Consider the following 24,616-nt stretch of genomic DNA (forward strand, 5'->3'; position numbering starts at 1 on the left):
GGCGGGCCCCCCCCCCCCCCCGCCCGCCGCCCCCCCCCCCCCCCCCCCCCCCCCCCCCCCCCCCCCCCCCCCCCCCCCCCCCCCCCCCCCCCCCGGCCCCGACCCACCCCACACCCCAAGGCGCTACGCCAGCCCCCACCGGACCAGTCCAGGCCGCCGCAGGCATCCCTGCCCCACGACGACTGCCCGCTCAGGGCGACGCCACCAACTCCCGCACCTCCGCCACGGCAACCCGCTCCACCCGCGACGTCCGCCACAGCCACATGATGTCCCGCCCGAACGACCAGACCAGCGCCGCCAGAGCAGACGCGGCGACCGCGAAAGTCCCCGCGTAGGGGAGGAACCCGGACGCGGCCAGCAGCAGGAACACGCCCTGCATGGCGGCGACCGTCTTGCGGGCCGTGCTCGGCGGGAGCGGGGCGTTCAGCCAGGGCCAGACGCGGGCGGCGGCGACGAAGCCGTAGCGCATGGCGCCGATGAGGAGGACCCACGGCCCCAGCGACATCGAGACGTACACGCTCAGCACCAGGATCAGGAACGCGTCCACCTCCATGTCGAAGCGTGCGCCCAGAGCCGTCGACGTGCCGGTACGGCGAGCGACCTTGCCGTCCACGCCGTCGAGGATCAGCGCGACCGCGGTCAGCCCCACGAACAACGTCACCGGCGGTGAACTCTCGAACGACTCCGCCACCAGCGCCGTGACACCACCCACCAGCGTCGCGCGGCCGAGGGTGACCCGGTTCGCCGGGCCGAAGGTGCGCAGCCTGGACCGGTGCAGGGCCAGCGAGAGCAGCGCCCAGGAGGCGATGGCGAAGGCGAGGCCGGTCAGCCAGCCCGCCGGCCCGAGGCCGATCGCCGAACCGAGCAGGGCCAGCAACAGGATCTGCACGCCCGCTCCCACAGCGGTCTCCTGCTGAACCAGCCTTGCTTCGTACGTGTTGTTCAGGGCCACCGCACATTCCTCCGGCCAGGTGACAGAGTCGATCAAGGCCGCGTACTGTGCGCGACCTGTGCACACCTCGGTACGTGAACAGCTTCCCGATCGTTCAGGAGGATCCCGATGAACCGCACCGCACGTGCGTTCTGGCTCAGCTCTCCGGGTGAAGGAGAGATCCGGGAGGTCACCCTGCCGGAACCGGGCGAGGGCGAAGTGCTGGTGCGGTCGCTGTACTCCGGAGTCAGCCGTGGCACGGAGACACTCGTGTTCCGGGGCGGGGTCCCCGAGAGCCAGTACGCGGCCATGCGGGCGCCGTTCCAGGAGGGCGAGTTCCCCGCCCCGGTGAAGTACGGCTACCTGAGCGTCGGCGTGGTGGAGCACGGCCCGGACGAACTCCTCGACCGCACCGTCTTCTGTCTCCACCCGCATCAGACCCGGTACGTCGTCCCCGCCGGCGCGGTGACCGTCGTACCGGACACCGTGCCCGCCGAACGCGCCGTCCTCGCCGGCACCGTAGAGACCGCCGTCAACGCGCTCTGGGACGCGGCTCCCCTGATCGGCGACCGGATCGCCGTCGTCGGCGGCGGCATGGTCGGCTGCTCGGTGGCCGCCCTGTTGGCCCGCTTCCCGGGCATACGGCTCCAGTTGGTCGACGCCGACCCCGGCCGGGCGAAGGTCGCCGAGGCGCTCGGCATCGACTTCGCCACACCCGACGACGCGCTCGGCGACTGCGACCTGGTCGTCCACGCCAGCGCCACGGAGCAGGGCCTCACCAGGGCGCTGGAATTGCTCACCGCCGAGGGCACGGTCCTCGAACTCAGCTGGTACGGCGACCGGCAGATCAGCCTCCCGCTCGGCGAGGCCTTCCACTCCCGGCGGCTCGTCATCCGCAGCAGCCAGGTCGGCACCGTCTCCCCGGCCCGCCGCGTCAGCCGCACCTACGCCGACCGGCTCGCCCTCGCCCTCGACCTGCTCGCCGATCCCGCCCTCGACGCGCTCGTCACCGGGGAGAGCGCGTTCGAGGAACTGCCCGAGGTGATGCCGAAGCTCACCTCCGGCCGGATCCCGGCGCTCTGCCATCGCGTCAGGTACACGGACACGCCCTGACGGACTCGTTCAATTGGGGACGACAAGAGCGCCTGACCGGAGAAGAGCAAGAGCGCCTGACCTGAGAAAAGAGTGAGAGACGGCTGAACAACGGGAAGCGAAGAGCCGTACTACACGGCATCCCCGGCAGCGACGAGCCGGGGACTAGGCGTACCGCACCTGGAGGGTCGTCCGTTGTTCAGCATCACCGTCCGCGATCACATCATGATCGCCCACAGCTTCCGCGGCGACGTCTTCGGGCCCGCGCAGCGCCTTCATGGAGCGACGTTCCTGGTGGACGCCACGTTCCGGCGCGAGCAGCTGGACGACGACAACATCGTCGTCGACATCGGACTGGCCACGCGGGAACTGGGCGCCGTAGTCGGCGAGCTCAACTACCGGAACCTGGACAACGAACCCGACTTCGCCGGGATCAACACCTCCACCGAGTTCCTGGCCAAGGTCATCGCCGACAGGCTCGCCGAGCGGATCGAGAAGGGCGCGCTGGGCGAGGGCGCGAAGGGGCTCGCGGGCCTCACCGTCACCCTGCACGAGTCGCATGTCGCGTGGGCGAGTTATGAGCGTGCGCTGTGACCGACATGACCGTGGACCGCGCCGACGCAATCGTGGACCGCACCAAATCGATCGTGAACCGGACCGAATCGATGGTGGACCGCACCGAATCGATGGTGGACCGCACCGAATCGATGGTGGACCGCACCGAATCGATCGTGGACCGCACCGAATCGATGGTGAGCCGGACCGACGGGCCCCTGAACGGCGCGCGACTCGGCTACGTGCCCACGCAGCACTCCGTTCTGAAGAATGCCGACATCATCCCCATGTCCCTGCGCTCCGTGCACTTCGTCATGCCGGGCGGCGTCGACGACCCGTCCACGCCGAGCGGCGGCAACGCCTACGACCGGCGGGTGAGTCTGGATCTGCCCGGCTTCGGCTGGCAGGTCCACAAGCACGCGGTGGCCGGGAACGGGCCCAGCCCCGGGGCGGCGGCCCGTGCGGAACTCGCCCGTACGCTGCGGGAGTTCCCGGACGGCACGGTCGTCCTCCTCGACGGGCTGGTCGCCTGCGGCGTGCCCGAGATCATCGTCCCGGAGGCGGAGCGGCTGCGCCTCGCGGTCCTCGTCCATCTGCCGCTCGGTGACGAGACGGGGCTCGACCCCGCCGTCGCCGCCGAGCTGGACGCCCTCGAACGCACCGTGCTGCGGGCCGTCCCCGCGGTCATCGCCACCAGCGACTGGGCGGTCCGCCGCCTCGTCGCCCACCACGGCCTGGCCCCCGAGCGGGTCCATGTCGCCGCCCCCGGCGCCGACATCGCGCCCCTCGCGTCCGGCACGGACGGCGTGTCCCGGCTGCTGTGCGTGGCCGCCGTGACACCGCGCAAGGGACAGCACCGGCTGGTGGAGGCGCTGGCGGCGGTGACGGACCTGCCGTGGAGCTGTGTGTGCGTGGGCGGGCTGAACCAGGATCCCGAGTACGTGGCCGGACTGCGGTCGCTGATAGCGCGGCATGGCCTGGAGGACCGACTGATCCTGGCGGGCCCGCAGGCCGGCGCCGAACTCGACGCCAGCTACAACGCCGCCGACCTCATGGTGCTCACCTCCTACGCCGAGACGTACGGCATGGCGGTGACGGAAGCGCTCGCACGCGGTATCCCCGTGCTGGCCACGGACGTCGGCGGACTGCCGGAGGCGGTCGGCCGGGCGCCCGACGGAGGCGTCCCCGGCATCCTCGTCCCGCCGGAGAACCCGGCCGCGATCGCCGCCGAGCTGCGCGGCTGGTTCGGCGAGGCGGACGTACGACGCCGACTGAAGGCGGCGGCCCGGGGACGCCGGGCCGCCCTGAACGGCTGGGCCGGCACGGCCCGCAGCCTGGCCGCGGTACTGGGCGGACTGCCGAACGAACCCCGGAGGGCGGCATGAGGAAGACGGCGACGACACCGAGCGGGGGGACGATTCCGGCACAGCCGGGACCCAGGGACGCGACGGACGCGACAAACGCGGCGGCTGCGGCGCAGCCGCCCCGCCCGCAGCGCGGGATCGTTTCGGTGGAGGGCGACATGGGCGGCGTATCCGTACCGGCGGGGTCCGACGCGGACGCCGTGATTCTCGGGGCCGGGCCGAGCTTCGGTCCCGGGGAGCGGGCCACCGTACGGCTCCGGGACGCCGGTCCCGACGACCCGCCGCGCTACGCCCCCGAGTGGCTGGAGCTGCGCGAAGGCGCCGATGCCGCCGCGCGGGCGCACGACCTGCTCGATCCGCTGCGGATCCGGCTGGCCAACCTGCCGGGACGGGCCGGAGTGGTCATCCACGACGTGGGCTGCGGCACCGGTTCCATGGGCCGTTGGCTCGCGCCCCACCTCGACGGCTCCCAGCACTGGGTGCTGCACGACCGCGACCCCTACCTCCTGCACTTCGCCGCCGTGGCCTCCCCGCGCTCCTCCGCCGACGGCAGCCGGGTCACGGTCGAGACGCGCCGCGGCGATGTCGGCCGCCTCACCCCGGACGCCCTCGCCGGCGCCTCGCTGGTGACGGCCTCCGCACTGCTCGACGTCCTCACCCGCGAGGAGGTCGACACCCTCGCCGCCGCGTGTGCGGGCGCGGGCTGCCCGGCGCTGCTGACGCTCTCCGTCGCCGGACGCGTCGAACTCACCCCGTCCGACCCGCTGGACACCGAGATCGCCGAGGCGTTCAACGCCCACCAGCGGCGCTCGGGCATGCTGGGCCCGGACGCGATCACGGCGGCGGCCGAGGCCTTCTCCGAGCACGGCGCGACCGTCCAGGTGCACCCGAGCCCCTGGCGTCTCGGTCCCGGCGAGTCGGCGCTCACCGCCCAGTGGCTGCGCGGCTGGGTCGGCGCGGCGGTCGAGCAACGCCCCGAACTCCGCGAGCGCGCCGACCGCTACCTGCGAGAGCGCCTCGCCGCCTGCCAGGCGGGTGAGCTGCACGTCGTGGTCCACCACAGCGACCTGCTGGCGCTGTGCAGGCCGACGGGCGGAGCGTCATGAGCGTGGAGACGGTGGCGAAGGCGAGCGCCCCGCGGCGGGGCGCCGGACCGCGACAGCGGCGAGTGAAGGCACTGGCCGTGAGCACGGTCGCCGCCCTCCCCGCGCCGCCCTCCGCCACCGGGCTCACCGCCAAGCCCTCCGCACCTCCCGCCCCCAACCCCGTGGCCGTCTCCCCCTCCCGCATCGGCGTCATCGTCGCCGAGCCCCACTCGCCAACGCCTGCCCTCGGCGCGGCGCGCCCCCGTACGACCCTGCGCGCCGTCCTTTCCCGCCTCAACACCCCCGCCTTCCGCACCCACTTGGGCACGGCCGTCGGCGTCGTCATCCTCGCGGTGCTGTTCTGGCGGCTCGGTACCGGTGTCTTCCTCGACGGGCTGCGGCGGATCGACGGGCCGGCGCTGGTCGCGGCGCTCGGGATCGGGCTCGTCACCACCGTGTTCAGCGCGTGGCGCTGGCAGTTGGTGGCCCGCGGCCTGCGGATCCGGCTGCCCCTCGGGCCGGCCGTCGCCGACTACTACCGCGCCCTGTTCCTCAACGCGGCCCTCCCCGGCGGCGTCCTCGGCGATGTGCACCGCGCGGTGCGGCACGGGCAGAGCGCCGGTGACATGGGGCGCGGCGTCCGCACGGTCGTGCTGGAACGGACGGCCGGCCAGGTCGCCCTCGCGGTCGTCGGCGCCGCCGTGCTGCTGACCATGCCGTCGCCGGTGCTGAACGAGGCCCGGGACCTGACGCCCGTCCTGCTGTTCGCCGTGGTGGGCGCGCTCGCCGTGGTGGCCGCCGTGCGCATGAACCGCGCGCCCTCCCGCCGTGACCGGACCGACCCGACCGCTCTGCGTACGACGCTCGGCGAGGCTCGCGAGGCCCTGCTGTCCCGGCGCAACGGACCGGGGGTCGCCGTCTCCTCCGTCGTCGTCCTCGCCGGTCACCTCGCGATGTTCGTGCTCGCCGCGAGGATCGCCGGCTCCGCCGCCTCCGTGGCCGTCCTGGTGCCGCTCGCCGTCCTCGCCCTGCTCGCCATGGGGCTGCCCCTGAACGTCGGCGGCTTCGGCCCCCGGGAGGGCGTCGCCGCCTGGGCGTTCGGCGCCGCGGGGCTCGGCGCCGACACCGGGCTGGCCGTCGCCGTCGTGTACGGCGTGCTCAGCTTCGTGGCCGCACTGCCCGGCGCCCTCGTCCTCGTCGCCCGCTGGTGCGCCGGCCTGCGCAACGGCTCCGGGACCGCCGCGACCGAGGCGGCCCCGGAACACGGCCGCTATGCCCTTGCGTCTCCCGTGTCCCGTACGGAATCGTCCGCGGAGGTCAGCAGTGACACATACGCACCGAAGGAATCCGCGAGGCTCGCCAGCAGCCGCTTCCCCTTTTCCGCGGAACCCAGCGAAGGACGGCCTATGACCCCCGAATCGGTATAGGCGGACATACCGAGGGTGAGGAGATGGCGGCGGTCGTCCGCCACGAAATCGGAAGTCTCATGACCGGGTCGGATCAATTCGGGATGAGTGTGCAGAAGGATGGAGGTCTCAATTTCCCCCGCGTGCATGTCGGTGAGCAGCGAGGTCTCCACACCCGCCCGCTCCCGCGCCGCCTCCCAGTCCTCCGCGGCCGGGAACAGCGCCATCCGCTCGCCGCGCGCCGAGGACTCCTGAACGACATTGCCCAGTACGTAGTTTCCGCCGTGTCCGTTGACCAGCACCAGGGCGTCCACGCCCGACCGGCGGAGCGAAGCCGCTATGTCCCGTATCACCGCATGAAGGGTCACTGAGGAGATGCTGACGGTCCCCGGCCAGGCCGCGTGCTCGTGCGAGCAGGAGATCGTCACCGGTGGAAGGAGGTGCACGGGATACGTGGCGGCTATCTCGCGCGCGACGGCGCACGCCACGAGCGTGTCGGTCGCCAGCGGAAGGAACGGACCGTGCTGTTCGAAGCTTCCGACGGGCAGGACCGCGACCTGTCGTGAGACGCCCGCGCCTCGCGTCCGTACGTCTTCGGTGGTGTCCGCCGGCACCAACGAGTGTGCCGTCGGCCGCGTTTTTGAACCACTCATCTTTTCCCGGCCTTTCGTCTCTGCTTAGGAACTGAAGAATCATGACAGAAAAAATTGGTGTGCTCGGCAAGAAGTCCGCACAGCGTGCGCAGCGTTCCGGCGTGGAACGCGTGGTGAATGCCCCCTTGCCCACCGTGTACGGGGAATTCCGCGCGATCGGTTACCTCGACCACGACCGGGGTGACGAGCAAGTGGCCCTCGTTTACGGCGAGATAGGCACGGACGACGTCCTGACCCGCCTGCACTCCGAGTGCCTGACCGGCGACGCGTTCGGCTCGCAGCACTGCGAGTGCGGCGACCAGCTGGCCTCCGCGCTGCGCGCGGTCGTCGCCGAGGGGAGCGGCATCGTCGTCTACCTGCGGGGCCACGAGGGCCGCGGCATCGGTCTGCTCGGCAAGCTGCGGGCGATGGCGCTGCAGGCGGAGGGCCTGGACACCGTCGAGGCCAACCTCGCGCTCGGCCTGCCGGTGGACGCCCGCGACTACGGCGTCGCCGCCGAGATCCTGCACGATCTGGGCGTGGACAGCGTCCGCCTGATGTCGAACAACCCGCGCAAGCGCGAGGCGTTGGTGCGGCACGGCATCGAGGTGGCCGAGACGGTCCCGCTGCTGATCCCGCCGTGCGAGAACAACATCACCTACCTGCGCACCAAGCGGGAGCGCCTCGACCACCACCTGCCCCATCTGGACGCGGTGGCGCATCTGTCCTGATCGCGGGGGCGTCCGTCCGGACAGGAAGAGGGAATGATGATGACGTCCTCTTCCTCTCCGGAGAGCAGATGAGCGCCTGCGTCGTCGTCATCGGAGGCGGCGTGATGGGGACCAGCATCGCCTACCACCTCGCCCGCGCCGGAGTCAGGGACGTCGTTCGAGTCGAGCGGGACGAGCTGGCCTCCGGCTCCACCTCGAAGGCGGCCGGCGGGGTGCGGGCGCAGTTCTCCGACGAGCTGAACATCCAGCTCGGGGCGCGCAGTCTGGAGGCGTTCGGCCGGTTCGAGGAGGAGACGGGCCACGACATCGGGCTGCACCGGGTCGGATGTCTGTTCCTGCTCTCCACTCCGGAGGAGGGCACCGGGTTCGAGGCGAGCGTCCGGCTGCGGAACTCCCTCGGGGTGCCGAGCCGGATGATCGACCCCGCCGAGGCGCAGCGTGTCCGACCCCGACGAACGCCCCGGCCTCGCCACCGACACCCACGACCGCTGGATCCCCCGCCTGGCCGAGGCCATGGAGCACCGTGCCCCCGCCCTGCTCGACCTGCGCCGCACGGGCGGCTGGGCGGGCCTGTACGAGGTCACCCCGGACCACAACGCGGTGATCGGCGAGGCGACTGCCGTATCCCGTTTCCTTTATGCGACCGGCTTCTCCGGCCATGGCTTTCTGCAGGGACCGGCCGTCGGCGAGGTCGTCCGCGACCTTTACCTCGGCCGCGTACCCTTCGTGGACGTCAGCCCCTTGAGCGCCGGCCGGTTCGCGGCCGACGCCCCGCGCCCGGAGGCCAACCGCGTATGACCGATCTCCACCTGTGGCTGCGCCACGAGGTTCGTTCCACCGAGCGACGCACCCCGATCGTGCCGTCCGACGCCCGGCGGCTCGTCGAGAGCGGTGTGACGCTGACCGTCGAGGAGTCCCCGCAGCGGATCTTCCCCATCGAGGAGTACGAGGCGGCCGGCTGCCGCATCGCGCCCACGGGCTCCTGGGTGTCGGCCCCGGCGGACGCCGTCGTCATCGGACTGAAGGAACTCCCGGACGACCCCGCCGAACTGACGCACCGGCACATCTTCTTCGGACACGCCTACAAGCAGCAGGCGGGCGCCGAGGACCTGCTCCGCCGGTTCGCCGCCGGCGGCGGGGCCCTGCTCGACCTGGAGTACCTGGTGGACGACCAGGATCGCCGCCTCGCCGCCTTCGGTTTCTGGGCCGGCTATCTCGGCGCCGCCCTGGCCGTCCTCCAGCACCGGGGCAGGCTCGTCGCACCGCTGACCCCCACCTCGAAGGACGAACTGGACGCGATCCTCCAACCAGCCTCCGGCGACGAGGAGTTCACGGCGCTCGTGATCGGCGCGCTGGGCCGCAGCGGCCGCGGAGCGTGCCTCGCTTTCCTGACCGCCGGCATCGAGGCGACGCCCTGGGACCTCGCCGAGACCCGCGACCTGGACCGCGCGGCCCTGCTGGCGCACGACGTGATGGTGAACGCCGTCCTCGCCACCACCCCCGTCCCGCCCTTCCTGAGCGAACAGGACCTCGACGACCCGGCCCGCCGACTGCGCACCCTGTGCGACGTCACCGTCGACGTCGGCTCCCCGCTGAACGTCCTGCCCGTCTACGACCGCACCACCGAGTGGACCGAGCCGGTACGCCGCCTGCGCAAGGAGCCGCCGCTCGACCTCATCGCCATCGACAACCTGCCCTCCCTGCTGCCCCGGGAGTCCAGCACCGACTTCTCCTCGGCGCTGCTGCTCCAGCTGCTGGAGTTCGAGGCGGGCGGGCCGTGGGGGCGCTGTCTGGACCGGTTCCACCAGGTCTGCCGTGAACTCGGCATCGCAGAAGGGGAGTCCCGCCATGCCTGACACCTCCGCCGCCGTTCCCGCGAGCGGCACCGTCCACTGGGTCGGCGCCGGACTGTCCACGGGCAGCGGACTGGCCCGCCTCTGCGACACCGCCGACCGCGTACGGCTGTGGCATCGCACCGAGAGCCGTGCGGCGGACGCCCTGACCCGGCTGGGACTCACCGACCGCGCCGAGCCCCGCGCCTACACACTCCCGGCGCTCACAGCCGAACTGGCGCCCGGCGACATCGTCGTATCGATGCTGCCCGCGCCCGAGCACGCCGGGATCCTGGCGGCCTGTATCGGGCAGCGGGCGCACTTCGCCTGCTCCAGCTATGTGTCGGACGCGGTGCTGGAGCAGGTGCCCGCGGCCGCCGCGGCCGGGCTCGTGGTCCTCACCGAGGCCGGCCTCGACCCGGGCATCGATCACCTCTTCGCCCACTGTCTCGTCGGCCGCGCCCGGGAGGCCGTCGGCGACGACACGGCCGCCTCGTACAGCCTGACGTCGTACTGCGGCGGTGTCCCCGCGGTTGCGAACGACTTCAGGTACCGCTTCAGCTGGGCGCCCGCCGGAGTGCTCAACGCCCTGCGCTCACCGGCGCGTTATGTGCACGACGGCGCCGAGACGGTCGCCGAGCGGCCGTGGGAGGCGACGCGGCGGCATGTGGTGGACGGGGAGGCGTTCGAGGTCTATCCCAACCGCGACAGCGTTCCGTTCGTCGAGCAGTACGGGCTGCCGCACACCTGGAAGCCGCGGACCTTCGTGCGCGGCACGCTGCGCCTGGAGGGCTGGCTGCGTGCCTGGGACACCGTCTTCGAGGAGCTGAAGACCGGCGACGACGCCCGAATCGCCGCTCTGGCGGGGGAGTTGGCGGCCAAGTACCCCACCACGGACGCCGACCGCGACCGCGTCGTCCTCGCCGTCTCGCTGGACGTGCGGGGCGGGGACGGGCGGACGTGGTCCGGCAGTTACCTCCTCGACCTGGTGGGGGACGCGCAGGAGAGCGCGATGGCCCGCTGTGTCTCCCGGCCCCTCGCCCTCGGCGTCCGCCACATCCTGGACGGCTCCCTGCCGGCGGGCCTGAACCGCGCCGCCGGGACGGCGGCCCGCTCGGAGGAGTGGCTGCGTGAACTCGCCCTGGAGGGCGTGGAGTTCACGCTGCGCGTGGACAACTAGGAAGGTGCGTGGGCCAGTAGGGGCTCAGTCGTCCTTGACGGCCTCGTTCACGAGCCGTTTGAGGTCTTGGAACATCGTGTGCGAGGTCCGGGGCCGTACCTGCGTCATGAACTGCACCGTCAGGTCGTGGCGCGGGTCGACCCAGAACGTGGTGGTCGCCACCCCGCTCCAGCCGTAGGCGCCGAGGACGGTCGGGGCCTTCGTCCGTGTCGGGTCGATCACCACGGAGACGCCGAGACCGAAACCCATGCCGTCGTTGCCGGGCTCGTCGTGCGCGGGCCGGCTGCCGAAGGCACGCAGGTCGGCGCCGCCCGGAAGGTGGTTGGACGTCATCAGGTCCACCGTCTCGGGGGACAGCAGACGGGTGCCGTCGAGTTCGCCGCGGCGGCGCAGCAGCTCCATGAAGCGGTGCATGTCGTGCGCGGAGGCCGCCATGCCGCCGCTGCCGGACAGGAAGCGGGGGCGGCCGTGCAGCGGGAGCCCGGGGATCGGCTCGATGCCGCCGTCCTCGGTCTCGCCGTACAACTCGGAGAGCCTGCCCGCCTGTTGGTCGCTCACGCAGAACCCGGCGTCGGTCATCCCGAGGGGCCCGAAGATCCGCTCGGCGAAGAACTCGTCGAGCGGCCGGCCGGACACGACCTCGATGACGCGGCCCAGGACGTTGGTGGCCACCGAGTAGTTCCACTGCGTGCCCGGCTCGAACTGCAGCGGCAGGCGCGCGTACACGTCGACCGTCCCGGCCAGGTCGGAGCCGGGCAGCACCGCCGAGTCCAGGTTGGCGTCGCGGTAGAGGGCGTCGACGGGATGCGTGTGGTAGAAGGCGAAGGTCAGCCCGGCGGTGTGGGTCATCAGGTGCCGGATGCGTATCGGCCCGTCCGCCGGGCGGGTCACGGTGTCGGCGCCGGATCCGCCGACGTACACCCGGGGCTCGGCGAAGGCGGGCAGATGGCGTTCGAGCGGGTCGTCGAGCGACAGCTTGCCCTCCTCCACCAGCAGCAGCGCGGCAACCGACGTGACCGGCTTGGTCATGGAGTAGATCCGCCACAGCGTGTCGGCCTCGACGGGCAGCCCGGCCGCCAGGTCCCGGTGGCCGTGCGTGGTGAGGTGGGCGACGCGTCCGCCGCGGGCGACGGACACCAGGTAGCCGGGCAGACGTCCCTCGTCGACGTAGTGGGCGAAGTGCTGGTCGAGGCGGTCCAGCGCCTTCCCGTCCAGTCCGGCCTCGCCCGGGTCGACCTCTTGTGTCAGCAGTGCCATGGCTACTCCTCCGAATGCGTACGACGAGGTGCGCTCCGGCATACCCCGCCGGACCGGCCTCGGATCTCATCGTCGCGCAGGAACAGGTGTACGGTCCCTCGATTGGTCATGATCGTCGGATGCCGTTCCGGAGCGTCCGGGCAGCTTCCGGCCCGGCACCGCACCGGCCAAGGCGAGGGCGGCGAGGACGCTCAGTGGCAGCTCAGGGCCACCGCCCGACCCCATGAGGGCGGTCGCGGCGGCCACGCCCAGCACCGGCCCGAGGTTCATCGCGGTCTGCTGCAGCCCGCCCGCCACCCCGGCTGATTCGACGGCGGCCTCGCGTACGACGACGTGGGTCGCCGCCACCATCACGCTGCCGAACCCGGCTCCCACCAGGGCGAACGCGGTGCACAGGGCGGGCGTGGCCGACGCGCGGGAGAGGGCGAGGATCCCGAGTGCGAGGACCGTCATCGCCGCCACCGTCGTACGGCGGGCCCCGGCCCGGCGCAGCAGCACCGCGCACGAGGGCGCCGCGAGCACCATCAGCAGGGCCAGCGGCAGGCTGACCAGGGCGCTGTGCAACGGGTCCAGGCCGAGCGTGCCCTGCAAGAGGAACGTGCCGGCGAACAGCGCGCCGGACAGCGCCGCCGACGCGGCCACCAGCACGCCGAGCGCCGAGCCGACCGCCGCCGAGCCGATCACGTCGGGCGGCAGGAGCGGGCTCGCGGTACGCCGCTCGTGCCGGACGAAGGCGGCGCCGGTGACCGTGGCGGTCGCGGCGGTCCAGGGCCACCCCGGCAGCGCGACGAGGGCGTGCACCAGGCAGGCCAGGGTCACCGCGAGCAGGAGGGCGCCGGGCAGGTCGAGCCGGGCGGGGGAGGCGCTGCGCGCGGGGCGTACGGCGAGGGCGAGCCCGCCGAAGACGACGGCGGGTACGACATTCAGCAGGAACACGGCCCGCCAGCCCGGCCCGGCCACCAGTGCGCCGCCCAGAACCGGCCCGACGGCCGCCGCCACCCCGATCGCGGCGGTCCGTACGGCGATCGGCGCCCGCAGCCGGTCGGGCGGGAACGCGGCCCGCAGCATGCCGAGCGTGGCGGGCTGCGCCAGCGCCCCGAACACGCCCTGCACGACCCGCAGCGCGACGACCCAGCCGATACCCGGAGCCAGGGCGATACCGGCCGACGCCGCCCCGAAGCCGAGCATGCCGATGCCGAAGACGCGATGGTGACCGTACCGGTCGCCGAGCCGTCCGGCGAAGACCAACAGGCTTGCCACCGCGATGAGATACCCGGTGCTGGTCCACTGGACCTGAGCGAAGGAGGCGTCCAGGTCGCGCTGCAGGGCGGGCTGGGCGAGGGTCAGGACGGTGCCGTCGAGCGCGACGATCACGGCGCCGGCGACGCTGCCCGCGAGGGTGAGGCGCGGGTTCATTCGCCCACCGGCCCGAGGTGTGCGTCCAGGGCCGAGCGCAGCAGGGGCGCGAAGTCATCGGTGTCCGTGGCGAGTTGGAGGCTGCCCCAGCCCCACAGCTGGGCGATGCCGTGCAGGTTGGCCCACAGCGCGCCCGCCACGAGCCGCGCGTCGGCATCGGGCCGTACCCGGCCGACCAGCTCCACCAGGCGGCCGAAGAGGGGGAGGCTGGTCTCCCGCAGCCCCAAGTGGCCGCTCGCCAGCAGATCGTGACGGAACATCAGCTCGTACATGCCGCGGTTGCCCAGCGCGAACTCCAGGTAGACGTGCCCCAGCGCGGCCAGCTCCGCACGAGGGCCCGCCGTACCGTCACCGACAGCAGCCGCCGCCGTCGCCCGTCGCGCCAGCTCGTCGAAGCCGCGGCGTGCGATGGCGGAGAGCAGCTCCAGGTGGGTGGGGAAGTAGCGGCGCGGGGCGCCGTGCGAGACACCGGCCCGGCGGGCGATCTCCCGCAGGGTGAGCGCCTGGGCGCCTTCCCGGGTGACGAGATCCACGCCGACGTCGACCAGCCGGGCCCGCAGTCCCGTATCGGGATCGGATTCCTGCATAGACACTGTCTACCACCGTCTCGTAGACAGTGTCTACGAGAGGTGGGAATGCTGGGAACGCGGGGAATGTGCGGACGGCCCGGCAGGGTTGATCCAGGCATGACTGAGGACGCCACCCAGAACGCACTGCTCACACTGCTCTCCGAGGGCCACGGCGGGGTGCTGGTCACCCTCAAGCGCGACGGTCGGCCGCAGTTGTCGAACGTCAGCCACGCCTACTACCCCGACGAGCGGATCATCCGCGTCTCGATCACGGACGACCGCGCCAAGACGCGCAACCTGCGCCGGGACTCCAGGGCGTCGTACCACGTCACGTCCCCCGACCGGTGGGCGTACGTCGTCGCCGAGGGCACGGCGGAGCTCTCGCCGGTCGCGAAGGACCCGTACGACGCCACGGTCGAGGAACTCGTCAGGCTCTACCGGGACGTCCTGGGCGAGCACCCCGACTGGGAGGACTTCCGGGCCGCGATGGTCCGGGACGGGCGGCTGGTGCTGCGGTTGAAAGTGGAACGGGCGTACGGGATTCCGAAGGTGGCCGACCGGGGGTGATCCTCGGTGTCATCGGGCGATGACAGGGGCAGCGGGCGTCGGTTCCGCGGCCGCCTCCTTCGCCCAGGCCTCCAGGCACATCGCGAACTCGGTCGCCCGGTCGGCCCAGTTGAGGTCGGAGAGCGCCGCCACCCAGGCCCGCGTGGCCGCGCGGAGACGCATCTCCGGGTCGGCGCGCAGCCGCCGTACGGCCTCTGCCGCCGTGGCCGGATCCTCGTACGGGACGACGAGGCCGCAGCCGTAGCGCTCCACCAGCTCGGCCGCGAGCGGATTGGGTGTGGTGATGACGGGGACGCCGTGGGCCATGTACTCCACGGCCTTGGTGGGCCGTGAATGGCGGTAGTTGGGCTGGTCGTGCAGGAGGGAGAGGCCGGCCAGGGCTCCGGAGAGCAGGCCGAGGGCGCGGTCGTTGGGCAGGTACCCGTGCCAGCGCAGCACGCCGTCCCGGTCGGCCTCGGTGAGCGCGCCCCGCACGTCGGGGTCCGCCGCGCCGATGACCTCGACGTGGACGTCCGGCGCCAGCAGCCGGGCCGTCTCCACGAGGTCCAGCGCGCCCCGCTCCCGCGACAGATGCCCGAGATAGACGACCCGGTCCTCGCCCGGCGGCTCGGGCGGCTCGGGCGGCACCGTCGCGAGGTTCGCCACGACGGGGTGCGGGCGGCGGAAGCGGTGCTGGTAGGCGTCCTCGGCGAGCAGCAGCCGCAGGTGCCGCTCCGCCAGCCGTTCCGCCGCCCGCACGGCCAGCCGCAGCGGCGGCCGCAGCGGCCTCGGCACCCAGCGCTTCATCACCAGCGCCGCCGCCGTGTCCTCGTGCACGTCCCACACGGTGACGGGAGCGCGTCCCGCGCGCCGCCAGCCGCGCAGCGTGCCGGGCAGGGCCAGCAGCAGTTCGGGGTCGTGCAGCAGCACCACGTCCACGGTCGGTCCGCGCTCGGCCAGCAGCACGCGGGCCGCGCGCAACGCCGCCCGGCGGTCCCGGCCGGCGGCCCGGGGCAGGTCAACGCCCTCGACGTACGGCCGCGGTGTCACCTCGCGGGCCGCGAACGGCGCGGCGTACACGATCCGGTGGCCGCGCTGCCGCAGGGCGGCGATCTCCCGGTGCAGGATCCGCGCGTCCTCGGGGTGATGGACGACGGTGACGACGAGTATCCGCATCAGCGCACCTCTCGCAGTGGCCCGGGCTCCAGGCCGGTCACAGCACCTCGACCCCGGGCCGGAAGATCCGCCCCCGGGTGTCGAACAGCAGCCGGGCCGCGTCGCCGAGGGCCGGCAGGTCGTAGGCCGAGTGGTCCTGGAGCAGGATCGTCAGGTCGTGCTCGCGCACCGCCGCCATGACGTCGTCGACGCGTGGAACGCTCACCCCGTCCACGGACCACAGCCGCACGTTCGGGTCGTGGAAGGAGACCTCGGCCTGCCGCTCCCGCAGCAGCCGCGCCACCGGCACCGCCGGCGACTCCCGCTGGTCGGCCACGTCCGGCTTGTAGGTGACCCCGAGCAGCAGTACCCGGGAGCCGTGCAGCGGCCGCCCTGCGGTGTTGAGGAGGTCCTGGGCGCGGCGTACGACGTACTCCGGCATCCGCCGGTTGATCTCCTGCGCGAGTTCGACGAACCGGAACTCGTAGCCGAGCGACGAACGCACCTTGTACGAAAGGTAGTTGGGGTCGATGGGGATGCAGTGTCCGCCCACGCCGGGACTGGGCCGGAACGCCTGGAAGCCGAAGGGCTTCGTGCCGGCGCAGCGGATCGCGTCCCACAGGTCGACGTGCAACTCGTGGCTGATGACGGCCAGTTCGTTGACCAGGGCGATGTTGACGTGCCGGTAGGTGTTCTCCAGCAGCTTGGCCATCTCGGCCTCGCGGGTGCCCTTCGCCTGGACGACGGTGTCGACGAGCTTGCCGTAGAAGGCGACGGCGCGTGCCGCGCAGGACGGCGTGCAGCCGCCGACCACCTTCGGCGTGGTGCGCAGCCCGTGCGCGGTGTTGCCGGGGTCGATGCGCTCGGGTGAGAAGGCCAGCGCGAAGTCGACGCCCGCCCGCAGTCCCGACTCCTCCAGGAGCGGCCGTACGACCTCCTCGGTGGTCCCCGGGTAGGTGGTCGACTCCAGCACCACGAGCTGTCCGGGCCGCAGCCGGTCCGCCACCGTCCGCGTGGCAGAGACGACCGCGCCGAGGTCGGGCCCGCCGTCCTTGCCGAGCGGGGTCGGCACACAGATGACGACGGTCTGCGCACGGGCCAGACAGGCGGGGTCCGTGGACGCGCCGAAGCCGCCCGCTCGCATCCGCAGGACGTCCTCGTCCGAGACGTCGTCGACATGGGAGTGCCCGGTGTTGAGCGCCTCCACGACCCGGGGATCGCGGTCGAAGCCGACGACCCTCAGGCCCACCGAGGCCGCCTCACGCGCGAGCGGCAGTCCGACGTAGCCGAGCCCGATCACCGCCAGATCGACGTGATCGGGCCGTTCTGCTTCCCCGAGCGGTTCGCTCTCCTCCCCGAGCGGTTCACCGTCTTCCCCGAGCGGTCCGGTCTGGTCCACCTGCATAGGGATTCACCCCGCATCAAGGCATCCAAGGGCGCGGTACGCGTCACGGGTTGTGGCGGCGACCCGCTTCCAGGTGCGGTCACGCGCGACCATCGCGCGGGCGGCTGCTCCCCACTCAGAACGCCGATTTCGACTGTAAAGGAGTATTTCCAGCTCATCAGCCCAGGAATGTGGTGATTCAGGTTTGATCAGCCTTCCGTTCACCTCGTGTTCCACCAGTTCTCTCAGTGCGGTGACGTCGCTGGCGGCCACGGGAACACCGCTCGCCATCGCCTCGACCGGCTTGAGCGGGGTCACCAGATGGCAGACGCGCTCGTCGGTGCGGGGCACGGCGAACACGTCCAACACGGCGTGGAAATCGCGGACTTGGGCGTGCGGAACTCGGCCGGTGAACAGGGCGACCCCGTCGTCCAGGCCCAGCCGGGCGGCCAGCCGCTCCAGCCCGGCGCGCTCGGGACCGTCCCCGACGATCAGCAGCCGCAGCGGGACGCCGCGCCGGATCAGCTCTTCACCCGCATGGAGCAATGTGCCGATGCCCTCGTGCGGGGTGAGACTGCCGACCGTGCCCACGACGAACTCGTCCGGCGCGATACCGAGCCGGGCCCGCACGGGCGCCCCGTCCGGCAGCGGGGCGAGGAAGTCGTCGTCTACGGCGTTGGGCGCGATCAGGACCCGCTCCTCGGGCACTCCACGGCCCACGATCTCGGCCTTCATCGCCTCACCCAGCGTCAGCACCAGATCGGCCTCGCGCATGCAGAACGTCTCCAGGGCGCGCCGGGCCCGATACGTCTCGTCGTCCCGGCTGCGGCCCGGCGCCTGCGTCAGCCACGTCTCCTCCAGGAAGCCCCGCACCTCGTAGACCACCGGCAGCGCGAAGGTCTCCCGCAGGGCGAGCGCCACGCGCCCGTTGCCGTGGTCGGAGGCGGCGTGCAGCACGGCGGGCCGCAGCCGCTCCACCAGCCGGGCGGCCAGTTCGGCGTTCCGCGCCAGCGCAGCCGCCTGCCCGTACGGCAGCCGGAGCGGAAGCAGCCGGTGCTGTGGCACCCCGCCCACGCGCTGCGACGGGCGGGCGTCCAGCACCCCCTGCGTCACGGGGAAACCGATCCGTGTCACGACATGCGGGTCCAGCCCGGCCGCCGACTGGGCCTCCGCGAGCTTCTGCGTGCGCACGGTGTAGCCGGCGTGCCGGAACGGCAGCCCGTTGGTGACCAGATGGAGCACCCGGCCCGGTACGGGCCGAAACCGCCGGCCGGGGGGAGCGGGCACCCGCGCGAGGGACGGCACCGCGACCGGCCCCGCGGCGCGGGCACGCGCGGCGAGCCGCCGTTCGAGCGGCCCCCACCCACGCCGGCCACGCCCCGGCACGAGGCGTACGGCGAGCAGCGCCGCCCGCACGGGGTCCTGGCGCAGCTCGCCAACAGCCACCGAGGCAGCCAAACTGAGGGCGCGGGGAACATTTCGTGACATATAGCCCAAGGTATTCCCGGCGGACGGCCACGGCCCACCAACAGCCACTGTCCCGACGACAACGGCCGCGAGGGAGCCGAAGGGCGCGCCGGTGTCGAGAGACCGAACGCGCGGAGGCGCGAAGCGCTGAGCACGATCGGGCTCTCGACACCGGCTGAAAGCGCCCGTAGGCGACCGAGCCATCACATCAAAAGGAAGAGGGCTGGATGAACGGCTGTGTACTCCATGTGGTCGGTACCCGGCCCAACTTCGTCAAGGCCGCGCCGGTCGTCGCCGCTCTCGGTGCGGCGGGCTGCGACCAGGTGCTCGTCCACACCGGGCAGCACTACGACGAGCGGATGTCGGACGTCTTCTTCCGGCAGCTCGGCCTGCCCGAACCCGACACCGACCTCGGCGTCGGCTCCGGCACCCACGCCCGGCAGATCGCCGACCTGCTGGTGGCCCTGGAGGCGGAACTGACCGCCCGCGCACCCGCGCTGGTCACCGTGTACGGCGACGTGAACTCGACGCTGGCGGCCGCGCTCGTGGCCGCCAGGGCGGGCGTCCCGGTGGCGCACGTCGAGGCCGGGCTGCGCAGCTTCGACATGTCGATGCCGGAGGAGGCCAACCGGCGTCTGGTCGACCAGCTGGCGGAGCTGTTGTTCGTCACGAGCCCCGAGGCCGTCGGCCACCTCGCCCGCGAGGGGATCGCCGCCGAGCGGGTGCACTTCGTCGGCAACCCGATGATCGACACCCTGCTCACCCATCTGGAGCACTTCGACCCCGTGGCCGTCCGCGCCGCCCACCGACTGCCCGAGCGCTACGGCGTCGTCACGCTGCACCGCCCCGCCAACGTCGACGAACCGGAGGCCGCCGCGGCCGCAGCCCGCGTCCTGGCCGAGGCCACCCGCCATCTCGACCTGGCCGTACCCCTGCACCCACGTGGCCGGGCGGCGCTGAGCGCGGCGGGCCTCGCGGACGCACCGGGCGTGCACCTCCTCGACCCGCTCGGCTACGTCGAGTTCATGAGCCTCGTACGCGGAGCCGCCGCGGTGATCACCGACTCGGGTGGCGTACAGGAGGAGACGACCGTTCTGGGCGTCCCTTGCCTGACCCTGCGGACCACGACCGAACGCCCGGTCACGGTGACCCACGGCACCAACCGGCTTGTCACGCACGGCGAGTTGGTGCCGGCGCTGCGCAAGCTCCTGGACGGTGGGGGAGTGGCGTCCGCGGAGGGGCCGCCTCTGTGGGACGGCCGGGCGGGCGGCCGGATCGCCCGTGTCATCACCGCGTGGCTGGAACGCCATGGCTGAGGCCATGCGGACGTACCGGGACGCCATGGCCGATGACGGCACGCGGACGTACTGGGACGCCCGGCACAGCGACCCCGACGAACTCGCCTCCGGTGGGCACGCCGGGCTCGACCGTCCGGGCAACGAGATCTTCTACGCCCAGCGGCTCGGCACGCTGCTCTCCCTCATCGGTGACCTGTCCAGCCCCGCCGCCCCGCTGTTCGTGCTCGACGCCGGCTGCGGCAAGGGGTACTTCGCGCGCGCCCTGGCCCGTTGCGGCCATCGGGTCGACGCCTTCGACGTCAGTCCGCCCGCCGTGGACCACGCCCGGGCCGAGGCGGGCGGCCCGCGTTACGCCGTCGCCGCGCTCGACGAGTGGCGCAGCCCGTGGCCGTACGACATCGTGGTCTGCGTGGACGTCCTGTTCCATGTACCGGACGACCATGCGTGGGCGGCCGGTCTGCGCAACATGGCCTCCCTCATCCGCGTAACCGGCCGCCTGATCGTCACCGACCTCGCTACCGACTTCGACGAGGACACCGCCGAGCGCACGACCCGCGGCGCCCGCATCGTGCACCGCCCGATCGCCGCCTACCGCGCCGAACTCGAGCCGCTCGGCCTGCGGCACACCCTCTCCAGGCCGTACGGCTTCCGGGAGAACCGGGTCGGCTTCCACGTCTTCACGAGGACCCGCTGATGCGCCTGACCGACCTGCTCCATCCGCACCTCGACGGCGTCACGACCGTGGTGGACGCGACCCGCGGCGGCCTGAGCCTGGAGCCGTACCTGCACCTGCCGCCGGGCGTCGCCCTGCGCTCCGACGACGAACGGGCCGTGAACGGAGGCGAGTTGGTCCTCCTCTCGTACGGTCCCGACGCCGAGCTGCACGGAAGCGAGGACGCCTGCCGCGCCGTACTGGCACGTATGCGGCCCGGTGCGCGCGGGCTGATCGTGCTCGGTCACCGCGTGTCCGAGCTGCCTTACCACCGGCTTCTCGACCATCTCGTGGCCCACCGCTGTCAGGTTCTGCGCGCGGCCCCCCTCGACTACGTCCATCTGCACGCGGGCGCGGTCGTCGCGCGCACCGACGAACTTCTGCCGCAGCACGACTTCTTCGGCCGGCCGGTCCCCGCCGACGGCCACGCCACGGCGCTGCGCCTCGCCGACGAGTACGTCTTCGCCGACCTGGCCTCCCGGTCCCTGCGCGCCCGGGTGCTCGATCTGGAACGGACCGTCGAGGAGGCGGAACGCACCCGTGAGACCGCCGGGCAGGACGGGCTCGCCGAGCGGCTCGCCGCCACCGTACGGGAGAAGGATCAGCTCGCCGCCTCGCTGCGGGCCGCCCGGGACCGGGTCGAGGTGCTGCAGGCGCGTGTGGCCATGCTGGAGGGCTCGACCTCGCTGCGGGTGGGCAAGGCGCTGGTGACGGCCGCGCGGTCGCCGAAGCGGGGCGCGGCCCGGCTGCCGGGGGAGCTGTACGGCCTGTGGCGCGGGCGGCGGCGCGCTGCCGGACCCGTGCCCGAGAACCCGCCGAAGGACCGGGCAGAGCCGGACCCACCCGTGGACGACCGTTTCCACCTCGCGCACCGCGCCCTGACCGTGGCACCCCGCGACCGTCTCGTCGTCGCCGGTGTGCTCACCCCCGCCACCGCCGAGGACTTCGCGTCGGACGTGGTCGTGAACCGGCTGCTGCCGCACGACGGGCGGCTGCTGGTGCAGCGCACCGACCCGGACGTGCTCGTCGTGCAGCTCAGTGCCTGCGCGGGCGACGGGCCCTGGTCGCTCACCGGCACCGGACTCGCCCCCGACCTGGACCGCACCCTCGCCGAACTGCTCGCCGCGGCGAGGGCGTTGGGTCGTTCGGCCGTGCTGTGGCGGGACGGCCCGCCGTCCGCCGCGCCCGGGCTCGCCCGGCTGGCCTGGGACGCCGTCGTCGACGCGGACACCGGCGTACGGCTCGGCAGGCTGCCGGTCGCGGAGGGCCGGGAGCGGCTGCGCGAGGTGTTCCGAGCGGACAGCACACGGGTGCGGCTCTCGCAGCTGGCGAGGGTGGTCGGGGGCCCGGATCCGCTGGACGAGCGGCGCGTCGCCGTGCTGGCCGCGCCCCGGGACCGTACCGACGTCGCCCGGCTGGTCGGTCAGGTGCTCGGCCAGCAGCACCGCCCGGTCGAGGTCGTCGTACCCGATCCGGCGGGACTCGACGAACTCGCCGCCGCCGGTGTGGCCGTACGCCGGGGGCAGCCCCTCGCACCCTGGATCGCCGACTGGTCCGATCTCGCCGAGGACCGGCCGGACACCCTGCTGCTCGATCTGATGTGCGCCCAGGAGTACTCCGGCGCCGACGCGGTGGGCCACACGCCGGCCGCCGACGACTACGTCTTCGTACCGTCGCTGCGGCCGCTGCTGGTGCGCCGGTCACTGCACCTGTCCGGTACGGATCCCGGCAGTTGGGCCGGTCGGGGGCACCGTCTGTTCGCCGTACGCGGGAAGGAGCCGTCATGAGCCGGACGCTGCGGGCGCTCGTCTACGGCGATGTGGACCTCAACCTCATCGACGGCTCCGCCGTGTGGGCGCAGTCGACGGTGCAGGCCCTGTCCCGGGCGGGTTGCGAGACCCGGCTGGTCCTCAAGTCACCCATCCGCACCGGCCGGTTGACCGACCCGCTGGCCGAGCTGTCCGGGGTCGCGCTGGTGTGCCCGCACGAGGAGCGGCTGCTGCCGGGCCTGGCCGACCGGCCCATGTCACCGGTGCAGGCCGCACAGGTGCTCACCCGGCTCGACGAGGACGAGCCCTGCGACCTGCTGGTGCTGCGGGGCCGGCGGCTGGTCTCGCGGATCGTGACCGGCGGCTGGTTCGACGGGCGGATCTGGGCCTACCTCACCGACATCCCGCAGTCCGCGGCCGAGATGACCGAGGCGGCCCGCCTGGAACTCGTCCGTATCGCCGAGGCCGCGCACCGACTCCTGTGCCAGACCGAGGAGTTGCGCTGCTTCCTGGAGACCTGGGTGCCCGAGGCCTGCGGCAAGTGCGTGCTCAGCCCGCCCGCCGTGCCCGAGCCGGGCTTCCCGTTGCCGGACCGGGACGGGCCGCACGATCCACTGCGCCTCGTCTACACCGGCAAGTTCGCACCCCGCTGGAACACCCTGCCCATGACCCGGCTGCCGGAGCTGCTCGCCGAGCGGGGCGTCCCCGCCGAACTGCACACCGTCGGCGACAAGATCCACGACGACGCGTCCCACCCCTCCTTCCAGGCCGACATGGCGCGGGCGCTGGCCGGTACTCCCGGCGTCCACCACCACGGCGGACAGCCGCGCGAGGAGGCCATGCGCATCGCCGCGGACTGCGACGTGGGCCTCGGCTGGCGCGACCCGGTGCTGGACTCCAGCCTCGAACTGTCCACCAAGGTCCTGGAGTTCGGGGCCCTGGGCCTGCCCGTGGTACTCAACCGCACACCGGCGCACGAGGCGTTGCTCGGCGTCGACTACCCGCTGTTCGTGCCCGGACGCGCCGGACTCGACGACGCAGCCGTTGCCGTGGCGAGGGCGGTGCGCGAGCCGCAGGCCCGGCGCCTCGCGGCCGACCGCTGCCGCGAGGCCGCCCGGCACCACACCCTGGACCAGGCGGCCACCCGCTGGCGCGCCCACCTCGATCGCGCCTTCCCCGCCGCACCCACCGGGGTGACGACCCGCAACCGACCCCTGCGTGTGGGAGTCGCCGGGCACGACCTGAAGTTCCTCACCCGGCTCCTCGACCACTTCCGCTCGCTGCCCGGTCTGGAGGTACGGGTCGACGCCTGGCCGGCGCTGGCCCGCCACGACCCGGACGCGAGCCGTGAACTCGCCGACTGGGCGGACGTGGTGGTCGTCGAGTGGTGCGGTCCGGCCGCCGTCTGGTACAGCCGCCACAAGCGGCGCGGCAGCCGGCTCGTCGTACGGCTGCACCGCTTCGAACTGGACGCCCCCTGGCCCCGCCAGGTCGACATCGACGCCGTCGACCGGGTGGTGTGCGTCAGCCCGTACTACGCCCGCCGCACCCGAGAGCACACCGGCTGGCCGCAGTCCAAGGTCGTGGTCGTCCCCAACTGGGTGGACACCCACCAGCTCGACCGCCCGAAGGCACCGGGCGCCCACCACCGCCTCGGCATGATCGGCATCGCACCCAGCCGCAAACGCCTCGATCTCGGCCTCGACGTGCTGGAGGCGCTGCGCGCCCGGGACCGGCGCTGGCATCTGTCGGTCAAGTCGAAGCCGCCCTGGGAGTACTGGTGGATCTGGAACAAGCCCGAGGAACGTGAGCACTACGACGCCGTGCTGCGCCGTATGCAGACCTCGCCGCTCCTGGAAGGCGCCGTCGTCTTCGACACCTTCGGGCCGGACGTGGCGGGCTGGCTGCGGCGGGTCGGGCACGTGCTGTCCACCAGCGACGACGAGAGCTTCCACCTCGCGCCCGCCGAGGGGATGGCCTCCGGCGCCGTACCCTCACTGCTGCCATGGCCCGGGGCGGACGAGATCTACGACCGGCGGTGGATCCACGACAGCCCCGAGGCCATGGCGGAGGCGATCGCCGCGCTCGGGGAGGACGGCTGGCGGTCCGCCGGGGAGCTGGCCCGCACGCAGGTCCGGGAGGGCTTCTCCCTGGAGCGGGTCGCCCAGGCCTGGACGGAGCTGCTCGTGTCGGGGTGATGCCCGAGTCCCCGGAGCCTTCGCGGCGTCCGGGGAC

The 24,616-nt window shown here is 72.8% G+C and carries 20 protein-coding genes and 2 pseudogenes; 14 read left to right on the plus strand and 8 right to left on the minus strand.

The features are described from left to right. Window positions 1-190: 190 nt before the first annotated feature. Window positions 191-952, minus strand: coding sequence for a CDP-alcohol phosphatidyltransferase family protein (locus ACIREI_RS39695; protein WP_403344353.1), 762 nt, complete (start codon window positions 950-952; stop codon window positions 191-193). 108 nt (window positions 953-1,060) lie between these two features. Here ACIREI_RS39695 and ACIREI_RS39700 point away from each other — a divergent pair, with 108 nt between their 5' ends. The 5 genes and pseudogenes from ACIREI_RS39700 to ACIREI_RS39720 form a co-directional block, all read left to right on the plus strand. Beyond that, window positions 1,061-2,044 (plus strand): dehydrogenase, encoded by a 984-nt coding sequence (locus ACIREI_RS39700; protein WP_403344003.1) that lies wholly within the window; start codon window positions 1,061-1,063, stop codon window positions 2,042-2,044. Window positions 2,045-2,218: 174 nt separating this feature from the next. Next, entirely contained in the window at window positions 2,219-2,617 is a 399-nt protein-coding gene (locus ACIREI_RS39705) for a 6-carboxytetrahydropterin synthase (protein WP_093747920.1), read from the plus strand. Window positions 2,618-2,772: 155 nt separating this feature from the next. Continuing rightward, on the plus strand, window positions 2,773-3,963 hold the full coding sequence (locus tag ACIREI_RS39710) for a glycosyltransferase family 4 protein (protein ID WP_403344356.1): 1,191 nt from the start codon (window positions 2,773-2,775) through the stop codon (window positions 3,961-3,963). Continuing rightward, a complete protein-coding gene (locus ACIREI_RS39715) occupies window positions 3,960-5,048 on the plus strand; it encodes a class I SAM-dependent methyltransferase (protein ID WP_403344006.1) in 1,089 nt (362 codons plus the stop codon). Before ACIREI_RS39710 ends, ACIREI_RS39715 begins: the two co-directional genes overlap by 4 nt. Then, window positions 5,045-6,151: pseudogene (locus tag ACIREI_RS39720) on the plus strand (lysylphosphatidylglycerol synthase transmembrane domain-containing protein); the annotation flags it as partial. The gene ACIREI_RS39715 and the pseudogene ACIREI_RS39720, both read left to right, overlap by 4 nt. Before the next feature lie 146 nt (window positions 6,152-6,297). Here the strand turns inward: ACIREI_RS39720 and ACIREI_RS39725 are convergent. Beyond that, a complete protein-coding gene (locus ACIREI_RS39725) occupies window positions 6,298-7,086 on the minus strand; it encodes a creatininase family protein (RefSeq protein WP_403344008.1) in 789 nt (262 codons plus the stop codon). Between the two features lie 41 nt (window positions 7,087-7,127). Between ACIREI_RS39725 and ribA the strand changes: the two genes are divergently transcribed. From ribA to ACIREI_RS39745, 4 genes and pseudogenes are all read left to right on the plus strand, one after another. After that, entirely contained in the window at window positions 7,128-7,796 is a 669-nt protein-coding gene (gene ribA / locus ACIREI_RS39730) for a GTP cyclohydrolase II (RefSeq protein WP_403344011.1), read from the plus strand. A gap of 68 nt (window positions 7,797-7,864) precedes the next feature. Continuing rightward, a pseudogene (locus ACIREI_RS39735) lies at window positions 7,865-8,594 on the plus strand (NAD(P)/FAD-dependent oxidoreductase). After that, window positions 8,591-9,652 carry a saccharopine dehydrogenase gene (locus tag ACIREI_RS39740; RefSeq protein WP_403344014.1) on the plus strand — a complete coding sequence of 354 codons (1,062 nt, stop codon included), beginning with the start codon at window positions 8,591-8,593 and terminating at the stop codon, window positions 9,650-9,652. Before ACIREI_RS39735 ends, ACIREI_RS39740 begins: the two are co-directional and overlap by 4 nt. Next, window positions 9,645-10,808, plus strand: a complete 1,164-nt coding sequence (locus ACIREI_RS39745) for a saccharopine dehydrogenase family protein (RefSeq protein ID WP_403344016.1) — start codon at window positions 9,645-9,647, stop codon at window positions 10,806-10,808. The genes ACIREI_RS39740 and ACIREI_RS39745 overlap by 8 nt, the downstream gene beginning before the upstream one ends. Window positions 10,809-10,832: 24 nt before the next feature. Here ACIREI_RS39745 and ACIREI_RS39750 read toward each other — a convergent pair whose 3' ends face one another. From ACIREI_RS39750 to ACIREI_RS39760, 3 genes are all read right to left on the minus strand, one after another. After that, window positions 10,833-12,065, minus strand: coding sequence for a serine hydrolase domain-containing protein (locus ACIREI_RS39750; protein WP_403344018.1), 1,233 nt, complete (start codon window positions 12,063-12,065; stop codon window positions 10,833-10,835). Between the two features lie 66 nt (window positions 12,066-12,131). After that, a complete protein-coding gene (locus tag ACIREI_RS39755; RefSeq protein ID WP_403344020.1) occupies window positions 12,132-13,481 on the minus strand; it encodes an MFS transporter in 1,350 nt (449 codons plus the stop codon). Next, window positions 13,478-14,068, minus strand: a complete 591-nt coding sequence (locus tag ACIREI_RS39760; RefSeq protein WP_403344023.1) for a TetR/AcrR family transcriptional regulator — start codon at window positions 14,066-14,068, stop codon at window positions 13,478-13,480. The genes ACIREI_RS39755 and ACIREI_RS39760 overlap by 4 nt, the downstream gene beginning before the upstream one ends. A gap of 99 nt (window positions 14,069-14,167) precedes the next feature. Between ACIREI_RS39760 and ACIREI_RS39765 the strand changes: the two genes are divergently transcribed. Next, a complete protein-coding gene (locus ACIREI_RS39765; RefSeq protein ID WP_403344026.1) occupies window positions 14,168-14,617 on the plus strand; it encodes a PPOX class F420-dependent oxidoreductase in 450 nt (149 codons plus the stop codon). A 9-nt stretch (window positions 14,618-14,626) separates the two neighbouring features. Here the strand turns inward: ACIREI_RS39765 and ACIREI_RS39770 are convergent, their stop codons facing one another. Genes ACIREI_RS39770 through ACIREI_RS39780 form a run of 3 tightly spaced genes read right to left on the minus strand, consistent with a single transcriptional unit; the run spans window position 14,627 to window position 18,581 of the window. Continuing rightward, window positions 14,627-15,772 carry a glycosyltransferase gene (locus ACIREI_RS39770; protein ID WP_403344029.1) on the minus strand — a complete coding sequence of 382 codons (1,146 nt, stop codon included), beginning with the start codon at window positions 15,770-15,772 and terminating at the stop codon, window positions 14,627-14,629. A gap of 37 nt (window positions 15,773-15,809) precedes the next feature. Next, window positions 15,810-17,156 (minus strand): nucleotide sugar dehydrogenase, encoded by a 1,347-nt coding sequence (locus ACIREI_RS39775; RefSeq protein WP_403344032.1) that lies wholly within the window; start codon window positions 17,154-17,156, stop codon window positions 15,810-15,812. A gap of 6 nt (window positions 17,157-17,162) precedes the next feature. Next, on the minus strand, window positions 17,163-18,581 hold the full coding sequence (locus ACIREI_RS39780; RefSeq protein ID WP_403344035.1) for a glycosyltransferase family 4 protein: 1,419 nt from the start codon (window positions 18,579-18,581) through the stop codon (window positions 17,163-17,165). A gap of 248 nt (window positions 18,582-18,829) precedes the next feature. Between ACIREI_RS39780 and wecB the strand changes: the two genes are divergently transcribed. Genes wecB through ACIREI_RS39800 form a run of 4 tightly spaced genes read left to right on the plus strand, consistent with a single transcriptional unit; the run spans window position 18,830 to window position 24,579 of the window. Then, window positions 18,830-19,918, plus strand: coding sequence for a non-hydrolyzing UDP-N-acetylglucosamine 2-epimerase (wecB, locus tag ACIREI_RS39785; RefSeq protein ID WP_403344038.1), 1,089 nt, complete (start codon window positions 18,830-18,832; stop codon window positions 19,916-19,918). After that, on the plus strand, window positions 19,911-20,594 hold the full coding sequence (locus ACIREI_RS39790; protein WP_403344041.1) for a class I SAM-dependent methyltransferase: 684 nt from the start codon (window positions 19,911-19,913) through the stop codon (window positions 20,592-20,594). Before wecB ends, ACIREI_RS39790 begins: the two co-directional genes overlap by 8 nt. Continuing rightward, on the plus strand, window positions 20,594-22,399 hold the full coding sequence (locus ACIREI_RS39795; protein WP_403344044.1) for a hypothetical protein: 1,806 nt from the start codon (window positions 20,594-20,596) through the stop codon (window positions 22,397-22,399). Before ACIREI_RS39790 ends, ACIREI_RS39795 begins: the two co-directional genes overlap by 1 nt. Beyond that, the gene (locus tag ACIREI_RS39800) at window positions 22,396-24,579 is read left to right on the plus strand and encodes a glycosyltransferase (RefSeq protein ID WP_403344047.1); all 2,184 of its coding nucleotides are present in this window, start codon (window positions 22,396-22,398) and stop codon (window positions 24,577-24,579) included. Before ACIREI_RS39795 ends, ACIREI_RS39800 begins: the two co-directional genes overlap by 4 nt. The last annotated feature ends 37 nt before the right edge of the window (window positions 24,580-24,616 follow it).

This window comes from Streptomyces sp. NPDC093591, assembly GCF_044764885.1.
Lineage (GTDB): Bacteria > Actinomycetota > Actinomycetes > Streptomycetales > Streptomycetaceae > Streptomyces.